Source organism: Methanobacteriaceae archaeon, from assembly GCA_030656015.1.
Taxonomy (GTDB): Archaea; Methanobacteriota; Methanobacteria; order Methanobacteriales; family Methanobacteriaceae; genus UBA349.
Genome location: JAUSNX010000010.1, coordinates 31,490 through 48,986, shown reverse-complemented (window position 1 = coordinate 48,986; position 17,497 = coordinate 31,490). Strand labels below are relative to the sequence as shown.

The window sequence follows — 17,497 nt, the reverse complement described above, 5'->3', positions numbered from 1 at the left end:
AATAAATTAGTAATAATTTATTTAATTTAATGGATAGGGATTACTCCCTATCAATTATTTGTTTTATTTATTTAACCTTTTTCTTTTTTTAAGTACCATTGCTTCCGGATTTAAACCATCTAGCAGTCGTAGCTAAGCCAACCATGGCCAGGAAAGCTATAATTGTCCCTAAAACAATTGAAATAACTCCTCCTAAAGGAGATTCACCTAGTGCTGGCACGGCATAATCTGGCATTGGTGCTTCAAACATTGGTTCGGTTTCTTTAACTAAAACAATCTTTTCAGCTGCACTTTCCAAACCGTCAGGATTTGAGGAAGCCAAGAATGGTGCTAAAATTGCTATTATGATGGCTACAACTAACCCACCAATAATGAATTTTTTGTCTTTAGCATTCATTTTTCCACCTCTGTGTCGGGTTTTGGTTTATTCCAAGGGAGTAAATCTGGCCTAACTCTTTGAATTGCTAAAATTGCTACTACAGTTATTGCTCCTTCTGCAATACCTATCACGGCGTGATAGAGGCCCATGAAGAATAATCCTAAGTCTAATGGGAATGTTCCGGCCCACACTAGCTCCAAAACTACTGCCAATGATGCTACAAATATGGAAGCCCATCCTGCTAAGAATATAGCCACCCATAAATTTAATTTTTTCAATGCTTGGAATACTCCAAACCCGGTGAATCCTGCAATAACTCCCATATCAAGTATATTGGCACCCCAAGCAGTAATTCCTCCGTCTGCAAAGAAAAATGTTTGTACAGTTAGTACTACTGCCAGAACAAGAACTGCGGCCCAGGGACTACCAAATATGATTGCAACTAATGCTGCACCTAACATATGTCCACTGGTCCCCCAAGGGATAGGGATATTCATTGCTTGTATAGCAAATATAAATGCAGCTAAAACTGCCATTAATGGAACACGTTTTTCATCAAGATTTTCTTTTGCCCAGTTGAGAGCAAAGTACAATGCAATTATTGTAATAATATAATATATAGCTGCTTGCCCTAAAGGCAAGAAACCATCAGGTATATGCAAATTTTCGCCTCCTATTATCAATAAAAGAGCCATTTAATGTTTATATGTAGTTTAAAAGAGTAATATCTTATTTTATATTTTACTTATAAAAGAATCAATACTCAAATAAAACTCCTATCTGGCCCCTTAACACAATTCAATTTCGGAATTTATATCTTATAAATGTTATAGTTAGTATTACTAATTCTTTATTTTAATGTTAGAATTTATTACATTTTTATTACTAAAGCTTATTTTTTAGGGGTAATATTAATAAAAACAGCATAGTGTTGAAATTCAAAATGGATTTCAAGAGAAAAATAATAAATTTTGTTAGTTTATATGATTAAGTTTAATTAATAATTAAGTAGGTATAATATATTTTATAGGCTGTAATTCGTTTAATCATAATTTTTTTGTAAAATAACCTCGTGAAAATTTATTACTCATTTTAGCTTTTTTATCAAATTTTTAATACAAAAACTTTATATGCCTTGATAATAAATTCAAAAATATCATTATAAATCATTAATAATTAATTGAATTCGAACATATTAGTGAATATTAAACTAATTGGGATTAAACTGGTGATAATTGTGGCACCTAAATCAACCAAACCTAAAGACTTTAAAGAGGATTTTTGGAAATCTAAAGATATTAAAATCTCCATTGGAGATATTGTTCAAGATGAAGTAAGCGGAGAATCTGGTGAGCCTGTAGAAATGGGTCCAACTCCTAAACCTCATGTAACTGACCTTCGGGAATGGGACATGAAGTTAATGGAGAGATATGAACCATTTTACGCTCCATTCTGTGATATGTGTTGCCTTTGTACCTATGGTAAATGTGATCTTTTAGGTAAAAAAGGAGCATGTGGAATCGATGCCGAAGCTCAGCAAGCAAGAATGGTTTTATTGGCTTGTTTAATTGGTACTGCGGCCCATGCAGGTCATGCTAGGCATTTGGTAGATTATCTCATAGAAAAATTTGGGGCAGATTATCCTATAGATTTAGGAATGAATATTGATATTGAAGCTCCTATTATACGTACAGTAGTTGGAATGAGGCCCAAAACACTAAATGACCTTAAAGAAGTTTTGAATTATGCTGAAGAGCAGATGTCTCATTTACTCTCTGCATGTCACACAGGACAAGAGGGAAATAATCTGGACTTTGAATCTAAATCTCTACACGCGGGATTAATGGACGACTTAACCAGAGAAGTTGGGGACTTAGCACAGATTGTTGCTTTAAATATGCCTAAAGGTGACGGAGATGCTCCTCTTGTTGAAATGGGTTTTGGAACCATTGATTCTCAAAAGCCAGTTATTTTATGCATTGGGCATAACGTTGCTCCGGGAGCAGGAATAATGGACTACTTGGAAGATAGTGGTCTGGAAGAACATTTAGAAGTATGTGGTATCTGTTGTGCAGCTATTGATATTACTCGATATAATACAAATGCAAAAGTTGTGGGCCCTCTATCAAAACAACTTAGATTCATACGAAGTGGTGTGGCTGATGTTGTTGTTGTTGATGAACAGTGTGTTCGTACTGATGTTTTGGAAGAAGCTCTAAAAAATAATTCGGTAGTTATTGCCACTACTGATAAAATGTGTTTAGGCTTGCCAGACATGACTGATGAAGATTCTGATAAAATAGTTTCTGATCTACTTAATAGGAATGTCAAAGGTGCATTAATTTTAGATCCTGAAAAAGTGGGGGAAGTATCGGTTAAAGCTGCTATGAAACTTGCACCTGAGAGGAGTACTCAGAAAAAGTTGCCTGATCGAGATGAAATTATAGAAATGGCTAAGGAATGTACTGAATGTGGCTGGTGTCAAAGAGTTTGTCCCAATAGTGTGCCGATGATGGATGCTGTAGTGGCTGCCAGTAAAGGCGATCTTTCAATGTTAGAAACATTGTGTATTGATGAATTATGTTACACATGTGGTCGCTGCGAACAAGAATGTGAACGGGACTTACCACTAGTTTCTATGGTTACTAAAGCCGGAGAAAGGTTGGTAAAAAATGAAAAATACAACATTCGTTCTGGAAGAGGCCCTGTGCAAGATGTGGAAATAAGAAGAGTGGGAGCACCTATTGTTTTAGGTGACATACCTGGAGTAATTGCCATCGTAGGATGTTCAAATTATCCTCAAGGGGGTAAAGAAGTAGCTTTGATGGCACAAGAGTTCCTAGAGAGAAATTATATTGTATTAGCCACTGGCTGCGGAGCCATGTCCATTGGTGAATATAAGGACGAAGAAGGAAAAACTCTCTATGAAAAGTATGGTGGAGAATTTGATTCCAAAGGACTGATAAATATGGGTTCATGTGTATCAAATGCCCATATTTCGGGAGCCACTATAAAAATTGCCAATATTTTTGCAAAAAAACCATTAGAAGGCAATTATGAGGAAATAGCGGATTACATATTAAACCGTGTGGGCGCATGTGGTATTGCATGGGGCGCCTATTCTCAAAAAGCTGCAGCTATTGCAACTGGAGTTAATCGATGGGGAATACCGGTAGTAATTGGGCCACATGGGTCTAAATATCGGCGATTGTTTTTAGGTAGGGCTGATAAAAAAGATAAATGGAAACTTAATGATTTACGAACTAATGAGGTCGTTGATGGTGAGCCAGCTCCAGAACATTTACTTTACGCGGCAGAAAATAGGGAAGAAGCAACGGTTATGGTTGCCAAACTATGTTTAAGACCTAATGACACTCCAAAAGGTCGCCAGATAAAGTTAAATCATTATTTAGATCTCCATAAAAAATACTTTGGGACTATCCCGGATGATATTGATAAATTCATAAGAAATGATAAGGATATTCCTATAACTTATAAAAAGGATGTTCAAGCAATTCTTCATGAAAAAGGATGGGAACCTAAAAAAATTGTACAAGAACCCTCTTTATTGGAGTTTAGAAATGAAAAAAAAGCAGAATCTAAAGATAAATAATTTGGATTAGTTATGGTGATTAAATGAATGAAAGAGTAATTCCATGGCAACCAACAGTGATTGCTGGCCCCAAACAAGCTTTGTTGGTCACTCCAGAAACAGCCAAAATGATGCTTAAAAAAGCTAAAAGGCCCCTTTTTGTTGTTGGCCCTTTATTAAAAGAAGATCCAATCCTTTCGTTAACTAAAGATATTGCAGAACATTGGGAACTGCCAATAGTAACTACAGGGGATGCTTATAAAACTTTTAAAGATTTAGGTGTAGATTCAACTCATTATGGTATAGTGGAAATTGTTAACTTGCTTAAAGATCCTGACTGGAAGGGTATAAAAGGAGAAGGCCAGCATGATCTGGTAATGTTTATCGGATGTATATATTATATTGCTTCTCAGGGATTATCTACCTTGAAACATTTTGCTCCTCATCTTAAAACTCTTACCATTTGCAAGTTTTTCCATTCTAATGCAGATGCGTCTTTTCCGAATATGAATGATGATGAATGGTTGAAATATCTGGAGAAAATGAAATCTGATTAATATAATAATATTATTTCAATAATGAATGTTTAAAATCTAATTAAATCCAATTAAACTTATATTCTATAATATATTTTATAATTAATTAAAATGAATAATTGGTGAATTAGACTTATTATAAATTTAGGCGTATTATTCATGGAGGAATTCAATGTTTGAAGATATACCTGTTGACGTAAGTCCTATGTACGAAGGTGAAAGGATAAGGGCTGCAAATATGTTCGTAGAACTTGCAGGTCCTAAATCTATCGGTGCAGAACTGGTTCAAGTTCAAGAAAGTGTTGAAGACGGAAAAGTTTCAGTTATTGGTCCTGAAATAAGTGAAATGACCCAGGGTGAAATATATCCTTTTGGTTTAAAGATCGACATTCAGGGCGAAAAGCTAGAAAAAGAACTGGAAAGTGTAATTGAAAGAAGAGTGCATGAACTCTGTAACTATGTCAAGGGTTTCATGCACTTGAACCAGAGGGATCAAATCTGGTGTCGGATCAGTACAGATGCACTGGAAGCTGGATTTAAATTTGAACATCTTGCTAAAGCACTTTCAGTTCTATTTAAAGAAGAATTCCCAATTATTGAATCTATTGCCATTACCGTTCTTACTCAAGAAGCTGAAGTCTCAGAGTTTCTGGAAATGGCCAAAGAACAATACACTATACGGGATGAAAGGGCCAGAGAACTTTCTGATGAAGATGTAGATGTTTTCTATGGATGCTTAATGTGCCAATCATTTGCTCCATCACATATGTGTGTAGTCACCCCTGACCGGACCGCACTTTGCGGCGCTATAAACTGGTTTGATTGTCGTGCCGCAGCAAAAATTGATCCAGAAGGACCAATATTTGAAATAGAAAAAGGTGAAGTTCTGGATGCTGAGAAAGGTGAGTATGTAAATGTTAATGCGGCCATTGCAGAAAAATCTCAGGGGATGACAGATAGAGTTTACATACACAGTGTATTTGGTTATCCTCATACATCCTGTGGTTGTTTCGAAGCGGTTGCTTTTTACATTCCTGAATTAGATGGTATAGGCCTAGTAAACCGTGACTTTAAAGGAGAAACCCCTCTAGGAATTCCGTTCTCTGCTATGGCAGGTCAGTGCTCTGGTGGAAAACAGGTAGAGGGGTTTACTGGATTAAGCCTGGAATATATGAGATCTCCTAAATTTTTAAAAGCGGATGGTGGTTATGGTAGAGTTATATGGATGCCTAAGGAGATTAAAGAATCTGTAATGGAATTCATACCTGAAGAACTTCGGGATAAAATACCTACTGAAGAAGATGCCAATAGCATTAAAGAAATCCGGAAATTCATACGTGAAGCGGAGCACCCGGTAATGGACCGAATCAAACAGGCCAAATTAGAAGCTGCTGAAGAATCTGAGGAAATCGAAGAGATTGAAGTAGATGAAAGTGAATTTGGAGAACCTGGAATGGCTCCGGTAATGATGGCCCCAGAATTTGCTATTCCAGCATCTGGTGGAGTTAAAATAATCTTTAAGAATGCTAAAATATATGCTGAAAAGGTTATTATCAAGAAAAAATGAGGTTTTCACCTTATTTTTATTTTATATTGCAACTAATACATTTGAACTCTATTTGTAATCAATCATATGTTTTATATGATAAACTAAAATCGATAAATGGTGTGATGCATTGATAATTGCAGTAAGTGGAAAAGGCGGAACTGGAAAAACAATGGTTTCGTCGGCTCTGGTAAATCTATTATCCAAAACAGGCAAGGATATCTTGGCCATTGATGCAGATCCTGATTCCAATCTACCAGAAGCTTTAGGAATTGATGTTCTTAAAACTGTCGGTGATGTTAGAGAAGAATTAAAAAAGGACACTGCTTCAGGTAACATACCTTCTAGTGCCAACAAGTGGGATATTCTAGACTATAAAATAATGGAATCTGTGGTCGAAACCCCCGAATTTGATTTGCTGGTTATGGGGAGGCCTGAGGGAAGTGGGTGTTACTGTGCAGTTAATAATATGCTCCGAAAAATCATTGAAACTATTTCTTCCAACTATGACTTCATTGTCATAGATACTGAAGCTGGATTAGAACATTTAAGCCGTAGAACAACCCAAAATGTGGATGTGATGTTGGTGGTAACTGATCCTTCTTACCGTGGTATATTAACCGCTCAGAGAATTGGAGAACTGGCCAAAGAGCTGGAAATAAATTTCAAAAAGCTTTTCCTCATACTAAACCGGGTTAAAATCGAAGATGAAAAGAATCTTCGTGAAAAAGCCGAAGCAACTGGCCTGGAATTAGGTGGGCTAATTTATGAGGATTCTGTGGTTTCAGAATACGACATGGAAGGAAGGCCTTTGATTGAGTTACCCTCGGATGCTGTTTCTGTAAAAGAACTTACCAAAATTGTCGAAAAGATTTTAAAATTCCATTAATTGGTTTTTACTAATCAGTTATTATTGAGATCAAATATTTTACAAAATATTCTAAATTAAATTTCATTAAAATAATTAAATTAATTAAAAATAATCGAAGAGGATGTGGGTTTATGGATAAAATGACGCAACTTCTTAAACTGCTTGAAAATACAAAATCTATAGAAATAAACGAATTTAGAATGGATTTTGATGAGCTTGAGCTACATCTAATGCCAGCCATCCAGCAAGCTGTTCAGAAGGCAGTAACAACAGAAAAAGCTATTGCAACCGAAATAATGGCCATGGAAGAATTTAAACCTCCTATACAAGACTATCCTGGAAAGGTGGCCGAAGTTCAATTAGGAAAAGGCAGCAGAACGCCAGTTTATCTAGGAGGTCAACAGGCACTTTACAGATTTGAAGAACCGCAGCCCAATCCTCCAGTAGTAACCTTTGATGTTTTTGATATTCCTATGCCTGGCCTTCCAAGGCCTATAAGGGAACATTTCAGTGATGTAATGGAAAGTCCCGGCGAATGGGCCAAAAAAGCAGTAAAAGAATTTGGTGCAAACATGGTCACCATGCACCTGATTGGGACTGGTCCTAAAGTTATGGACAAAACTCCTCGGGAAGGAGCTCAAGCTGTAGAAGAAGTTTTACAAGCAGTGGATGTGCCTCTGGTTATCGGGGCTTCTGGAGATCCTGTAAAAGATCCTTTAGTTCTAGAAGCTGCTGCTGAAGCGGCTCAGGGCGAACGATGTCTTTTAGCATCAGCAAATCTTGATCTTGATTACAGAAAAGTAGCTAAAGCAGCAGTAGATAATGATCACGCGGTTTTGTCCTGGTCAATAACTGATGTGAACATGCAAAAAACACTTAATCGTTACCTCCTGAAAGAAGGTTTAACTCACAACGACATTGTTATGGATCCAACTACTTGTGCTCTGGGTTACGGTATTGAGTTTTCTATTGATATAATGACCAGAACCAGATTAGCAGCTCTTAAAGGAGACACTGACCTGCAAATGCCAATGTCGTCGGGTACCACTAATGCATGGGGTTCCAGAGAAGCTTGGATGAAAAAAGAAGAATGGGGACCAACTGATTACCGGGGACCTATCTGGGAAATTGTAACAGGACTCACTATGATGCTCAATGGTGTCGATATCTTTATGATGCTCCACCCGACTTCTGTTAAACTCTTAAGAGAAATTGGAGACACTTTTGTAAAAGATTACATGACCACTGAGCTCCCTGAAATTAGTGACTGGATAACTCAGCTGGAGGGCTAATAGCTCGAAAAATTATAGGAGGTTTAAGAAATGAGTGTTACTGCAATGGATATTTACAGATTACTTCCAAAAACCAACTGTGCTAAATGTGGAGAAGCATCATGCATGGCTTTTGCCACTAAATTGTCTGAGAAGGAAACTGACTTGGAATTATGTACTGAACTTGCTGCCAATGAAATGCAAGCACTGGAGAACTTACTTGCTCCTGCAGTTAGAGAGGTCATTATAGGCAAAGGAGACAAGGCTATAGCTATTGGTGGGGACGAAGTACTTTACAGATATGAACTTACATATTACAACCCAACTGCACTAGTTATTGATGTCAATGATGAGATGGAAGCTGCAGAATTTGAAGAAAGGGTTAAAACTATTGAAAATACTGAATTTGAGAGAACTGGGGAACTATTAACTCTCGATGCTATAGCTATTAGAAATAAATCTGGTGATGCAGATAAATTTGCTGCTGCGGCTTCAAAACTAAAAGAATCAAAATATCCTTTAGTATTATGTTCTTTGGACCCATTAGCAATGAAAAAGGCTCTGGAAGTGGTAGGGGATGAAAATCCACTTATATATGGAGTTACTGAAAATAATTTCGAAGATATGGCTGATTTAGCTGTGGAATACCAGTGTCCGGTGACATTATTTGTACCTGGAGATCTGGAAAAGATGAAAGAGCTTTCCCACACTCTAAGGGCCAAAGGACTTAAAGATATAGTCTTAGATCCAGGTACCTTTGTGGGAGATGCTATTGGTGATACTCTGGATAATTTCGTCATGATTAAAAGGTTGGCTATTGAAGAACGTGATGAAGACTTCCGTTTCCCAATACTGGGGATTCCAGCTCTTTTAAGATTAAATAATGATGAAGATGAAGTGACCAAAAGTATTAAAGAGGCCACTATTGCTGCCACATTACTAAATAAATACGCAGATATGCTTATCTTAAATGGAACTGAAATATGGGAAATTATACCTGTTTTAACTTTAAGACAGAGTTTATACACTGATCCAAGAAAACCACAAGCTGTTGATGCTGGTTTATATGAATTTGGTGAACTTGATGAGAATTCACCCGTGCTTCTCACCACTAACTTTGCTTTGACGTATTACACTGTTGAAGGGGATTTAAAGTCTGGAAAAGCAAGCACTTATCTCCTGGTCCTTGATACTGTGGGTCGAGCAGTTGATGTATCCCTAGCTGGTGGTCAATTAAACGGAAAAGCAGTAGCTGATTTAATTAAAGAAACTGGAATTGAAGATAAGGTTAAAACCAGAAAAATGATTATTCCTGGTTTAGCAGCCCCCGTAAGTGGAGAAATAGAGGATGATAGTGGATGGGAAGTTGTTGTAGGACCAAGAGATTCTTCTGCTGTTCCAGATTATCTAACAAAAAACATTTAATCTTTTATTAAATGTATTTGAATTAAATTTGTAATTTAATCAATTCTTTAAAAATAAATAAATTGGTCGCTATTTGCGATTAATTAAATATATTTTTTGGAATACGTTACATGATAATCTCAATTTAAATATAAAACTCCTAAAAATTATTTAAGGTGATTTAATGAATACTCTGATGGTTGTTGATCCCCAAAGTTGTAGTGAATGCTTTGACTGTATCAATGCATGTAAAAAAACTCATGGGGTGGCCAGGGCCAAAAAAAGCAGTTCAATACCTGTTTTTTGTTTGCAGTGCCATCCTGATAAGGCTCCATGTGCAAGAATATGCCCTACTGGCGCCATAAAAGATGAAAATGGTTCGTTAAAAGTTGATGAGGAATCCTGTATTTTATGCAGATTATGTATGATTGCCTGTCCTATAGGTATTCTGGTAATCGATGAGGAGAAAAAATCAGCTCAAAAATGCACTCTTTGTATGGATGCCGATACCATCATTCCGGCTTGTGTGGAAGCATGTAAAGATAATGTTTTAAAAATATTCTCGATAGAAGATTTAGAAGATCTTAAAACAGATGATGAGTTCACGGATGTGCTGGAAGAGGCTCTTAAAATCTATAAAACAAAAATCTAATTATTTTAATATTTAAATATATTTTTCACTATTTTCTTATTTTATTCGTTATTTTTATATAATTTTCTGGATTAGTTTTCTTATTTTAATTAGAAATTTTTATAATATTTATTGTTAAATTTCTTATTTTCTATTTTTTAATTACTTTATTCCCCTTAAATTGAACTCCCTCTCTTTTTAATAGTTCTTTTTTCATCTTTAATCCACCACGAAATCCTCCAATGGTCATGTCTGATTTCACGACACGATGGCAAGGGATAAAAAGTGGAAGTGGATTTTTATTTAATGCATTTCCAACCGCCCGATAACCTTTTGTTCCTAGACTTTCACCAATTTCTTTATAAGTTCTAAATTCACCGTATGGGATTTTAGAAACTTCTTTTAGAACTTTAATATCAAAATTTTCTTTTTCATCAAATTTTAATTCTTTATTTTTACTATTTTGTCCGTAATAGTATTTTCCAATTTTTTTAATTAATTCAGGGCTATTTTTAGAATCTTTTTCAGTATCTAAGTTTATATAGAAATGATACTTATCATCAACAAATTCATTAAGGTCATTTAAAGCTTCTTCTTTACTATCTCTTCCCAAACTACTTGATATTAGATTATTATCACAGCAAGCAAGTGCAAAATAAAATTCTTTATATTTTCCGGAACTAATTTTAATCTTATTTTTCTTAGTCTTATTTTTCATGTAAAAAATCCCGGTTTTAATTAAACTTTAAATTTTGAAATAATTTTTCACTTTACTTTATATGGAAACTATTTATCATTATCTTCATGTATTTTGATGCTTCATCCATATCTTTGATGTTTCCTGTGAACCAGAAATAATATAAATTGTCGTACTTTTTGAAGACTATAACTATAGTTCGTTTTGCTGGGTCAAACTTATAATTATCACCAACAACTTTAAAAGCACGGGAACCTGCAATATGATCCTCTGTTTTGAATACTTTTTCAATGTGCTGTTCATGAAAAACTTCAGCTATAATGTCTGCAAATTCACCAATAGTAACGTCTTCCGCATTAGTTTTGCGGTTAATTGAAAATTTAAGACTTTTAGGAGGCCAATAACCAATCAATAGCTTTTCCCATTTATATACATCGTCCAAGTCCCAGAACAATGGATAATCAAAACAAAACTCCTCATTTTCAAAATGATCCAGGTCGGGTGCCAATTCAATTAAATCAAGGGCTTCTTGGGCTCTTTTGCGGACGAATATATATTTTTCATCTAAGGCCTTTTCTAAATATTTAACTGCCACTTTATCTCCTATTCTTCCCAAGGCCTCTGCTGCTTTGCCTCTAACATAACGATTTTCATCTCGAAATCTGCGATCGCTCAATGCTTTTATTAATGGTTCTAGTGCTTTTTTACTACCTATACGTCCTAAAGATTCAGCAGCAATTGCTCGTGTTTGCCAATCAGTGTCATGAAGCTTTTTTAAAAGTGGCTTAACGGCTTTACTTTTCATTTTTACCAATGCACCAATCGCATGGCGTCTGACATCAATATCTTTATCATCCAGGGCTTTCAGTAGTGGTTTGAGTGCTCTTTCGTCACCTATTCTTCCTAAAGAAGTAGCAGCATTTTTACGTACTGGCCAATCCCTATCTGATAACGCTTCAATCAATGCATCAACGGCTATAGGATCATCCAGCTCTCCCAAAGATCGGGCTGCTTGTTTACGAACATCTCCATCAGTATCATTTAGGGCATAGATTAATGGTTCTAATGCTTCATAATCCCCTATTCTACCTAATGCTTCAGCTGCTTTCCATCGAACTTCTGAATCAGAATCATCAAGACGTTCTATTAATGGAGTCACAGCATATTTACTTTGTATTTTTCCTAGTGCTTCTGCAGCATTGGCACGCACAGTGCCGAGGACTGAAAATTTAGAATGCCAATCTTCATATTCCAGAGATTTGATTAAGGCAGATACTGCTCGTTGATCTCCTACATATTTTAAAGCACGAGTAGCTTCTTTTCTCACTATGAAATCTTCATGTTCTAAAGCATCAATAAGTCCCGGAACATCTTTTTCCGCCATCAACTCGTCTACATCGACTTTGTACTTGTTTAAAGTCATTTATTTCCCCAACTATAACTTCAAGCATTTATAAATCTTATTTAGAATATTACTTATTCTAGAATTTATTTATAGATTCATTAAGATAATCCAAAATTATAATATTATATATAAACTTCTTTCCTAAAAAGTTTACACCATCCTATTGGCTATTTCAATAGCTTTATCTTCCCCATATATTAAACTCAAGTTAGAAATAATGGTCAAATAAGACTTTAAAGGCGTAATATCGTCTTTTAAAGTGGCATTGGCCATGTAACTTAATGTTTTTGCTACAGATTCTGTATTTCCTGCGATGTGATAAACCATAACTGCATCAGCATAGTGATTCAAGCCATAGTTAGTCGGGCTACCATCATCAGTAAATCTTCCTTGAGAATTTTGATTGTTTACTAACCATTTGGATCCCTTTTTAATAGAATTTAAAACATTTTTATCCGGTGTGGAATTATAATAAAGACAGAGGCCTTTAAGAATCTCAATATTTTGATAGGATTGTGAAGTCCAGGAACCATCACTTTTTTGCGCTTTTAAAACATTTTTGATGATTTTTTCCTTGCCTGATGGATTCATTCCACTTACCTGAGCATCGGTTTTCAGACTTAAATAATCTGGACCTAAGGTGCTGTTTTGAGATTTTTTAACATTGGAAATATTTATATAATCTTTTCCAGTTTGTTTATTAACAAACTCAAGGCCTTTTGTGGTTATAATGGTCTGATTTTCATTAATATTTGACTTTTCATCATCCACATTCATTAATGGATATATAGTTTCCATTGTTCCTATAGTATACTCTTCTGGAGGTATGCTTGTAGGGAAAGACCCAGTTTCCATTTGTTTATAACTCAACCAGTTAAGTAAATATTGTGAACGACTATTTAGATCTGCACTCGAGCTATTAGACATATGAGCATATAATATAGTTATTTGTGAATTTAATGCATAATCTCCTTTGTATATGCCTCCAAATTCTAAATCAAGGAGTGAATCTTTTAAATAGTCCCCCCCATTTTCAGAATAACTGTAACCATTCCAGAATTGTTCTATAAATTCTAAACTCTTTTTATATTCTGTATTATTAATTGATGAGGAGTTTAAGTTATTAGTAGGGGGATTTAATGTAGGATTTTTAATATATTTATAAACAGAAGCATCTCCCGAAACAAAATATGTTTTAAAGTGAGTATCATATGGTATGTAAGTTATCAACCCATTGGAAGATGTTAGGTTGTACATGCCGGGAGATACGTAGATATAGCTTATATTGTATTTATTTAAGAGATAATAGGCTTCACTTGCCTGGGCAGTCCCTAACATAGTATCTACATCTCTTTGGGTGGCCACAGTTTCATCAACAGAAGGTGCATTTCCCATAAATCCTTCATAAACCGTTTTCCAGAGAGCAACATCTTTACGATGTGTATTACCTATTAAGAAATATGCATCATCTTTTGTTGTTAAAAAAATTGCATCTGCTGGTGTTTCGTTTTCAATCCACTTAAAAGCCGAAATTTCATTTGCTGTAGGCTGGCTGACACCACTGTAAGCAATTGATACTCCTTGAGCTATAGGAATTGAAATAAGGATTAATAATAGAATTATTTTTAAACTTCCACCGAAGTTTCTTTTAAAGAGTTTATAACTTTTGAAAATTGAAAGTTCATTAATTTTAGGCAATAAAATATATGCAAATACATATCCTGCCATTAATGTTAATGGAATTGCTGCATATGGGTCTCTAAATCTAAAGGAGTATGTTCCAATGACCATAAATGCAATGGCCCATAATGCCAAGAATTTATATAATGAATTCTTTGATTTTATGAAAATAACCAGCCCATATAACCCCAGAACTAGTTGAAGAATGCCCATCCATTTGGGGAACCCTAAAATAGTTACTGGTTCCTGTTGGAATCTGGCTACGAAAGTAACAAATTCTAAAAGCCCAATTCCAATTAAAATGAATACAATGGAAAATGTAACTGGTTTTTTCTTAAATGATGGTATTAAAAATGTGACCATTAAAAGCAGAGCTACCAGTGCCATAAATACCCATCCCCTATGGGTGAATAGATATATGGTAAATATAACTAAGGCAAACAGCAAATATTTGTAATTTCCAGAGAATATTTTTAGAAAATTCTTTAAGGCAAAATTATCTAGATTTTCATATCCTGGAATTGATTTGATATATTTTACTAAAAAGTAAGCCATGCTTATGAAAAATAGTATTCCCAGTGATTCGGGTATAAAGACAGACGTACGAACTATAAATGCTGGGACAAATGCGAATAGGAGAGTTGATAGTAATTCTGCATTTTTATTATCAAAAAGCTCATGTGATAATCTATAAAATACAAAAACTGAGGCAACTCCTAGAAGCGGAGGCAAAATAAAGAAAACTAACTGGCTGTGAAATGTTTCATAAAGAATAGTTCCAATGATATGATACAATGGGGGGTAACCATAAGAACTTAATCCCATTAAAGAAAGAGGATTATGGGATATAACTCCAAATCCTTGTTCAATTATCCTCATAACAATATCATGGTGTAAATAGGCATCATTACCTGCAATGGAAAGATTTCTGCTGGGAATTAATCTAACGAGGAATGTTCCAAGTAATATTAATATTAAATAGATTTGATTAAGATTTTTTGCAATTAAATTAGAGCTTAAAATGGATTTTTTACTCATTGGGCCACCATTATAGTAATTTTTAATTGTATGAATTAAATTATAAATATTCAATTATTTATTTCATTATTAATCTCATTAACATTCTATTGAACTAATTAATAATCTAGAATGTTTTATCCTGTTTGAAATTTTTTTCTCATCTTAATTCTAATTAAGCATTTATAAGTATATTTTTTACTATAATCTCTGCTAAATTTCTATTATTTTCTAGAAAAATTTCTATTAATCATATATGCCCAATTTATTGTATTGATCATAAAAATAAAATGAAAAAGGACTATAGAAAAATAATCATTCTATTCTTATTAATTTTAATCTATAAAATTGTTCTAAGGAGTTTTAAAAGCTCAGGATAGCCTTTTAAAAGTCTTAAAATAGATAATTTGGAAATTGTATCAATATCATTATTTTGGGCAGATCTTAGTAGGTTATTTATATCTTCATCATTGAGTTTATCAAAAATTTTTCTAAATCGCAGTGATTTTTCTAAATTTTTACCCACTTGTTTTTTCCAAATTTTTTCGTAACTTTTCAAGTATTTTTCCGAGTAGTCCTCTTTTTGAACAGCATCGGCAGCAACCATACCTGCTATTTTAGCACATTCTGCAGAAACATGAATTCCACCACCCGTCACAGGATCAACCTGTCCGGCAGCATCTCCCACAACTATTAGGCCATTTCCATAGGTTTTTTGAATCGGTCCGCCTATAGGGACTGCACCCACATTGAATTCAACTTTTTTACCACCTAAATTTTCTGTAAATTTTTGGAGATAGTGGTAGGCAGTACATTGGGAACTTCTAATGCCCAACCCTACATTGGCTCGATTATCTCCTTTGGGAAATATCCAAGCATATCCTCCGGGTGCTATTTTTTGGCCAAAATAGAATTTCATCATTTCCGGGTCAACATCTAAGCCCACCATTTCAAATTGAGCACATGAACAGATATCTTTAGGTTTAAATCGATTTTCTAATCCATAAAATTGGCCCATATTTGATTCAATTCCATCCGCAGCAATAACTATTTTGGCAGGTATTTCTAAGATCTTTCCCAGGTGTTTAGCTACAACACCTTTCACTTGACCATTTTCTGTAATTAATCCCTTCACGCTGGTTTTCAGCATTATTTCGGTTCCGGCATTTGCTGATTGTATGGCTAAATTTTTATCGAAATTTTTTCTCTCTAAGATACGGCCTTTTAAAATTTTATTTTTTGAAGTTACACTATTTTTGTCAGGGGAGTATATTGTAGCTCCTTTGACTCTAGCAAGGGTGTATTCTGAGGATGGTGAAATATCTATTTTTTTAAAAAAAGAATCACTAACTCCGCCGGCGCATTGGACAGGAGTTCCAATTTCTTGATGTTTTTCAATCATTAAAACATTTGCACCATTTTTCGATGCATACATTGAGGCTATAGATCCAGAAACACGGCCTCCAACTACAACTACATCGTAATTCATTTAAGTCCTCTTTAGGTTATTTATCCATATAATGTTTGATTATATGATTAATTATACTAAATAATATTGATTAGAACTATTGATTAAAATAATAAGTTATTATTTTCTATTTTATTTAAAATTCTACTTTTTTAGTGCTCCTAAGGGACAGATGAATATGCAATTTTCACATTCAACACAGCCCTGACCAATATTTAATTGCCATTCATCCAAGGATAATACATTTTCATGGCATACACTTACACAAGCACCACAATATCCACAAGTGTCTGTTTTGAATTTCAATTTTATCACCGATATTTATCATTTAGATTATTAAATATGATATAAAATCTATATTTATTATGTAAACTGAAATATAAAATGTTATATTCAAATAATGCACTAAAATAATGTATTTATGAAAATGAAATCTAAATCCTAAATAATTGCCTAAATTATTAATTTAGTTCATATTTATCCTAAAATTTCAATTGAATTTGAATAAATAACCGTTAAGTTAATATAGTACAATGTACAACTTACGATAGTATGCAGGGGTGCCCGAGCGGCCAAAGGGGGAGGACTTAAGATCCTCTGGCGTAGGCCTTCGAGGGTTCGAATCCCTTCCCCTGCACTTTAATAATCTTAATTTAAGTTTAACTATTAATTTCAGTCAATTTCTAGCTATTTGTGCAATAATTAATTGATAAGATAGTAAAATATATATAATCATAATTAATAAATGAATGAAAATCCCATTACTGTTTTTATTCATATAATTGTTTCATTATTGCCTTAGTGGCTCAGGGGTAGAGCGATGCCTTGGTAAGGCATAGGCCGGGGGTTCAAATCCCCCCTAAGGCTTTAATTACTTTTTTATTAGTTTTTTATTCACAATTTTTAGTAATTTAATAATTTTTATTCAATATCTTTTAATTATTAATCTTATTAATAGATTAATTGGAATAAATTTTATTCATTTTAGATATTCTGATAT

General features: G+C 34.3%; 14 protein-coding genes and 2 tRNA genes. 9 read left to right on the top strand and 7 right to left on the bottom strand.

What is annotated here, in order from left to right:
- Positions 1-88: 88 nt before the first annotated feature.
- Both Q7I96_07640 and cbiM read right to left on the bottom strand, forming a co-directional pair.
- A complete protein-coding gene (locus Q7I96_07640) occupies positions 89-397 on the bottom strand; it encodes a PDGLE domain-containing protein (protein MDO9627477.1) in 309 nt (102 codons plus the stop codon).
- Positions 394-1,041: a cobalt transporter CbiM gene (gene cbiM, locus Q7I96_07635; protein ID MDO9627476.1), complete on the bottom strand. Its 648-nt coding sequence runs from the start codon at positions 1,039-1,041 to the stop codon at positions 394-396. The genes Q7I96_07640 and cbiM overlap by 4 nt, the downstream gene beginning before the upstream one ends.
- 575 nt (positions 1,042-1,616) lie before the next feature.
- Between cbiM and cdhA the strand changes: the two genes are divergently transcribed.
- The 7 genes from cdhA to Q7I96_07600 all read left to right on the top strand — a co-directional run bounded on the left by cdhA (position 1,617) and on the right by Q7I96_07600 (position 10,251).
- Positions 1,617-3,992 carry a CO dehydrogenase/acetyl-CoA synthase complex subunit alpha gene (gene cdhA, locus Q7I96_07630; protein ID MDO9627475.1) on the top strand — a complete coding sequence of 792 codons (2,376 nt, stop codon included), beginning with the start codon at positions 1,617-1,619 and terminating at the stop codon, positions 3,990-3,992.
- Between the two features lie 23 nt (positions 3,993-4,015).
- Complete coding sequence (gene cdhB, locus Q7I96_07625; GenBank protein MDO9627474.1) at positions 4,016-4,528, top strand: CO dehydrogenase/acetyl-CoA synthase complex subunit epsilon; 513 nt, start codon at positions 4,016-4,018, stop codon at positions 4,526-4,528.
- Between the two features lie 151 nt (positions 4,529-4,679).
- A complete protein-coding gene (gene cdhC / locus Q7I96_07620; protein MDO9627473.1) occupies positions 4,680-6,074 on the top strand; it encodes a CO dehydrogenase/CO-methylating acetyl-CoA synthase complex subunit beta in 1,395 nt (464 codons plus the stop codon).
- 109 nt (positions 6,075-6,183) lie between these two features.
- Entirely contained in the window at positions 6,184-6,942 is a 759-nt protein-coding gene (locus tag Q7I96_07615) for an AAA family ATPase (protein MDO9627472.1), read from the top strand.
- Between the two features lie 113 nt (positions 6,943-7,055).
- Entirely contained in the window at positions 7,056-8,216 is a 1,161-nt protein-coding gene (gene cdhD / locus Q7I96_07610) for a CO dehydrogenase/acetyl-CoA synthase subunit delta (GenBank protein ID MDO9627471.1), read from the top strand.
- Positions 8,217-8,246: 30 nt separating this feature from the next.
- Positions 8,247-9,620 (top strand): acetyl-CoA decarbonylase/synthase complex subunit gamma, encoded by a 1,374-nt coding sequence (gene acsC / locus Q7I96_07605; GenBank protein ID MDO9627470.1) that lies wholly within the window; start codon positions 8,247-8,249, stop codon positions 9,618-9,620.
- Positions 9,621-9,783: 163 nt separating this feature from the next.
- Positions 9,784-10,251 (top strand): 4Fe-4S dicluster domain-containing protein, encoded by a 468-nt coding sequence (locus Q7I96_07600; protein ID MDO9627469.1) that lies wholly within the window; start codon positions 9,784-9,786, stop codon positions 10,249-10,251.
- Between the two features lie 130 nt (positions 10,252-10,381).
- Here the strand turns inward: Q7I96_07600 and Q7I96_07595 are convergent, their stop codons facing one another.
- From Q7I96_07595 to Q7I96_07575, 5 genes are all read right to left on the bottom strand, one after another.
- Complete coding sequence (locus tag Q7I96_07595; protein ID MDO9627468.1) at positions 10,382-10,948, bottom strand: MGMT family protein; 567 nt, start codon at positions 10,946-10,948, stop codon at positions 10,382-10,384.
- A 52-nt stretch (positions 10,949-11,000) separates the two neighbouring features.
- Positions 11,001-12,350: a HEAT repeat domain-containing protein gene (locus Q7I96_07590; protein MDO9627467.1), complete on the bottom strand. Its 1,350-nt coding sequence runs from the start codon at positions 12,348-12,350 to the stop codon at positions 11,001-11,003.
- Positions 12,351-12,482: 132 nt separating this feature from the next.
- Positions 12,483-15,050, bottom strand: a complete 2,568-nt coding sequence (locus tag Q7I96_07585; protein ID MDO9627466.1) for a glycosyltransferase family 39 protein — start codon at positions 15,048-15,050, stop codon at positions 12,483-12,485.
- A gap of 319 nt (positions 15,051-15,369) precedes the next feature.
- A complete protein-coding gene (locus Q7I96_07580) occupies positions 15,370-16,518 on the bottom strand; it encodes an NAD(P)/FAD-dependent oxidoreductase (GenBank protein ID MDO9627465.1) in 1,149 nt (382 codons plus the stop codon).
- A gap of 123 nt (positions 16,519-16,641) precedes the next feature.
- A complete protein-coding gene (locus Q7I96_07575; GenBank protein MDO9627464.1) occupies positions 16,642-16,803 on the bottom strand; it encodes a 4Fe-4S binding protein in 162 nt (53 codons plus the stop codon).
- A 248-nt stretch (positions 16,804-17,051) separates the two neighbouring features.
- Here Q7I96_07575 and Q7I96_07570 point away from each other — a divergent pair.
- Together Q7I96_07570 and Q7I96_07565 are read left to right on the top strand one after the other, a co-directional pair.
- Positions 17,052-17,134 (top strand) — tRNA-Leu (locus Q7I96_07570).
- Positions 17,135-17,292: 158 nt separating this feature from the next.
- A tRNA-Thr gene (locus tag Q7I96_07565) sits at positions 17,293-17,364 on the top strand.
- The last annotated feature ends 133 nt before the right edge of the window (positions 17,365-17,497 follow it).

What these genes read in the sequence shown, in the direction of transcription:
- Q7I96_07595 (MDO9627468.1), bottom strand. Translation starts at nt 10,948, where the DNA reads ATGAAAAATAAGACTAAGAAAAATAAGATTAAAATTAGTTCCGGAAAA.
- acsC (MDO9627470.1), top strand. Translation starts at nt 8,247, where the DNA reads ATGAGTGTTACTGCAATGGATATTTACAGATTACTTCCAAAAACCAAC.
- Q7I96_07590 (MDO9627467.1), bottom strand. Translation starts at nt 12,350, where the DNA reads ATGACTTTAAACAAGTACAAAGTCGATGTAGACGAGTTGATGGCGGAA.
- cdhC (MDO9627473.1), top strand. Translation starts at nt 4,680, where the DNA reads ATGTTTGAAGATATACCTGTTGACGTAAGTCCTATGTACGAAGGTGAA.
- Q7I96_07600 (MDO9627469.1), top strand. Translation starts at nt 9,784, where the DNA reads ATGAATACTCTGATGGTTGTTGATCCCCAAAGTTGTAGTGAATGCTTT.
- Q7I96_07580 (MDO9627465.1), bottom strand. Translation starts at nt 16,518, where the DNA reads ATGAATTACGATGTAGTTGTAGTTGGAGGCCGTGTTTCTGGATCTATA.
- Q7I96_07640 (MDO9627477.1), bottom strand. Translation starts at nt 397, where the DNA reads ATGAATGCTAAAGACAAAAAATTCATTATTGGTGGGTTAGTTGTAGCC.
- cdhD (MDO9627471.1), top strand. Translation starts at nt 7,056, where the DNA reads ATGGATAAAATGACGCAACTTCTTAAACTGCTTGAAAATACAAAATCT.
- cdhB (MDO9627474.1), top strand. Translation starts at nt 4,016, where the DNA reads ATGAATGAAAGAGTAATTCCATGGCAACCAACAGTGATTGCTGGCCCC.
- Q7I96_07585 (MDO9627466.1), bottom strand. Translation starts at nt 15,050, where the DNA reads ATGAGTAAAAAATCCATTTTAAGCTCTAATTTAATTGCAAAAAATCTT.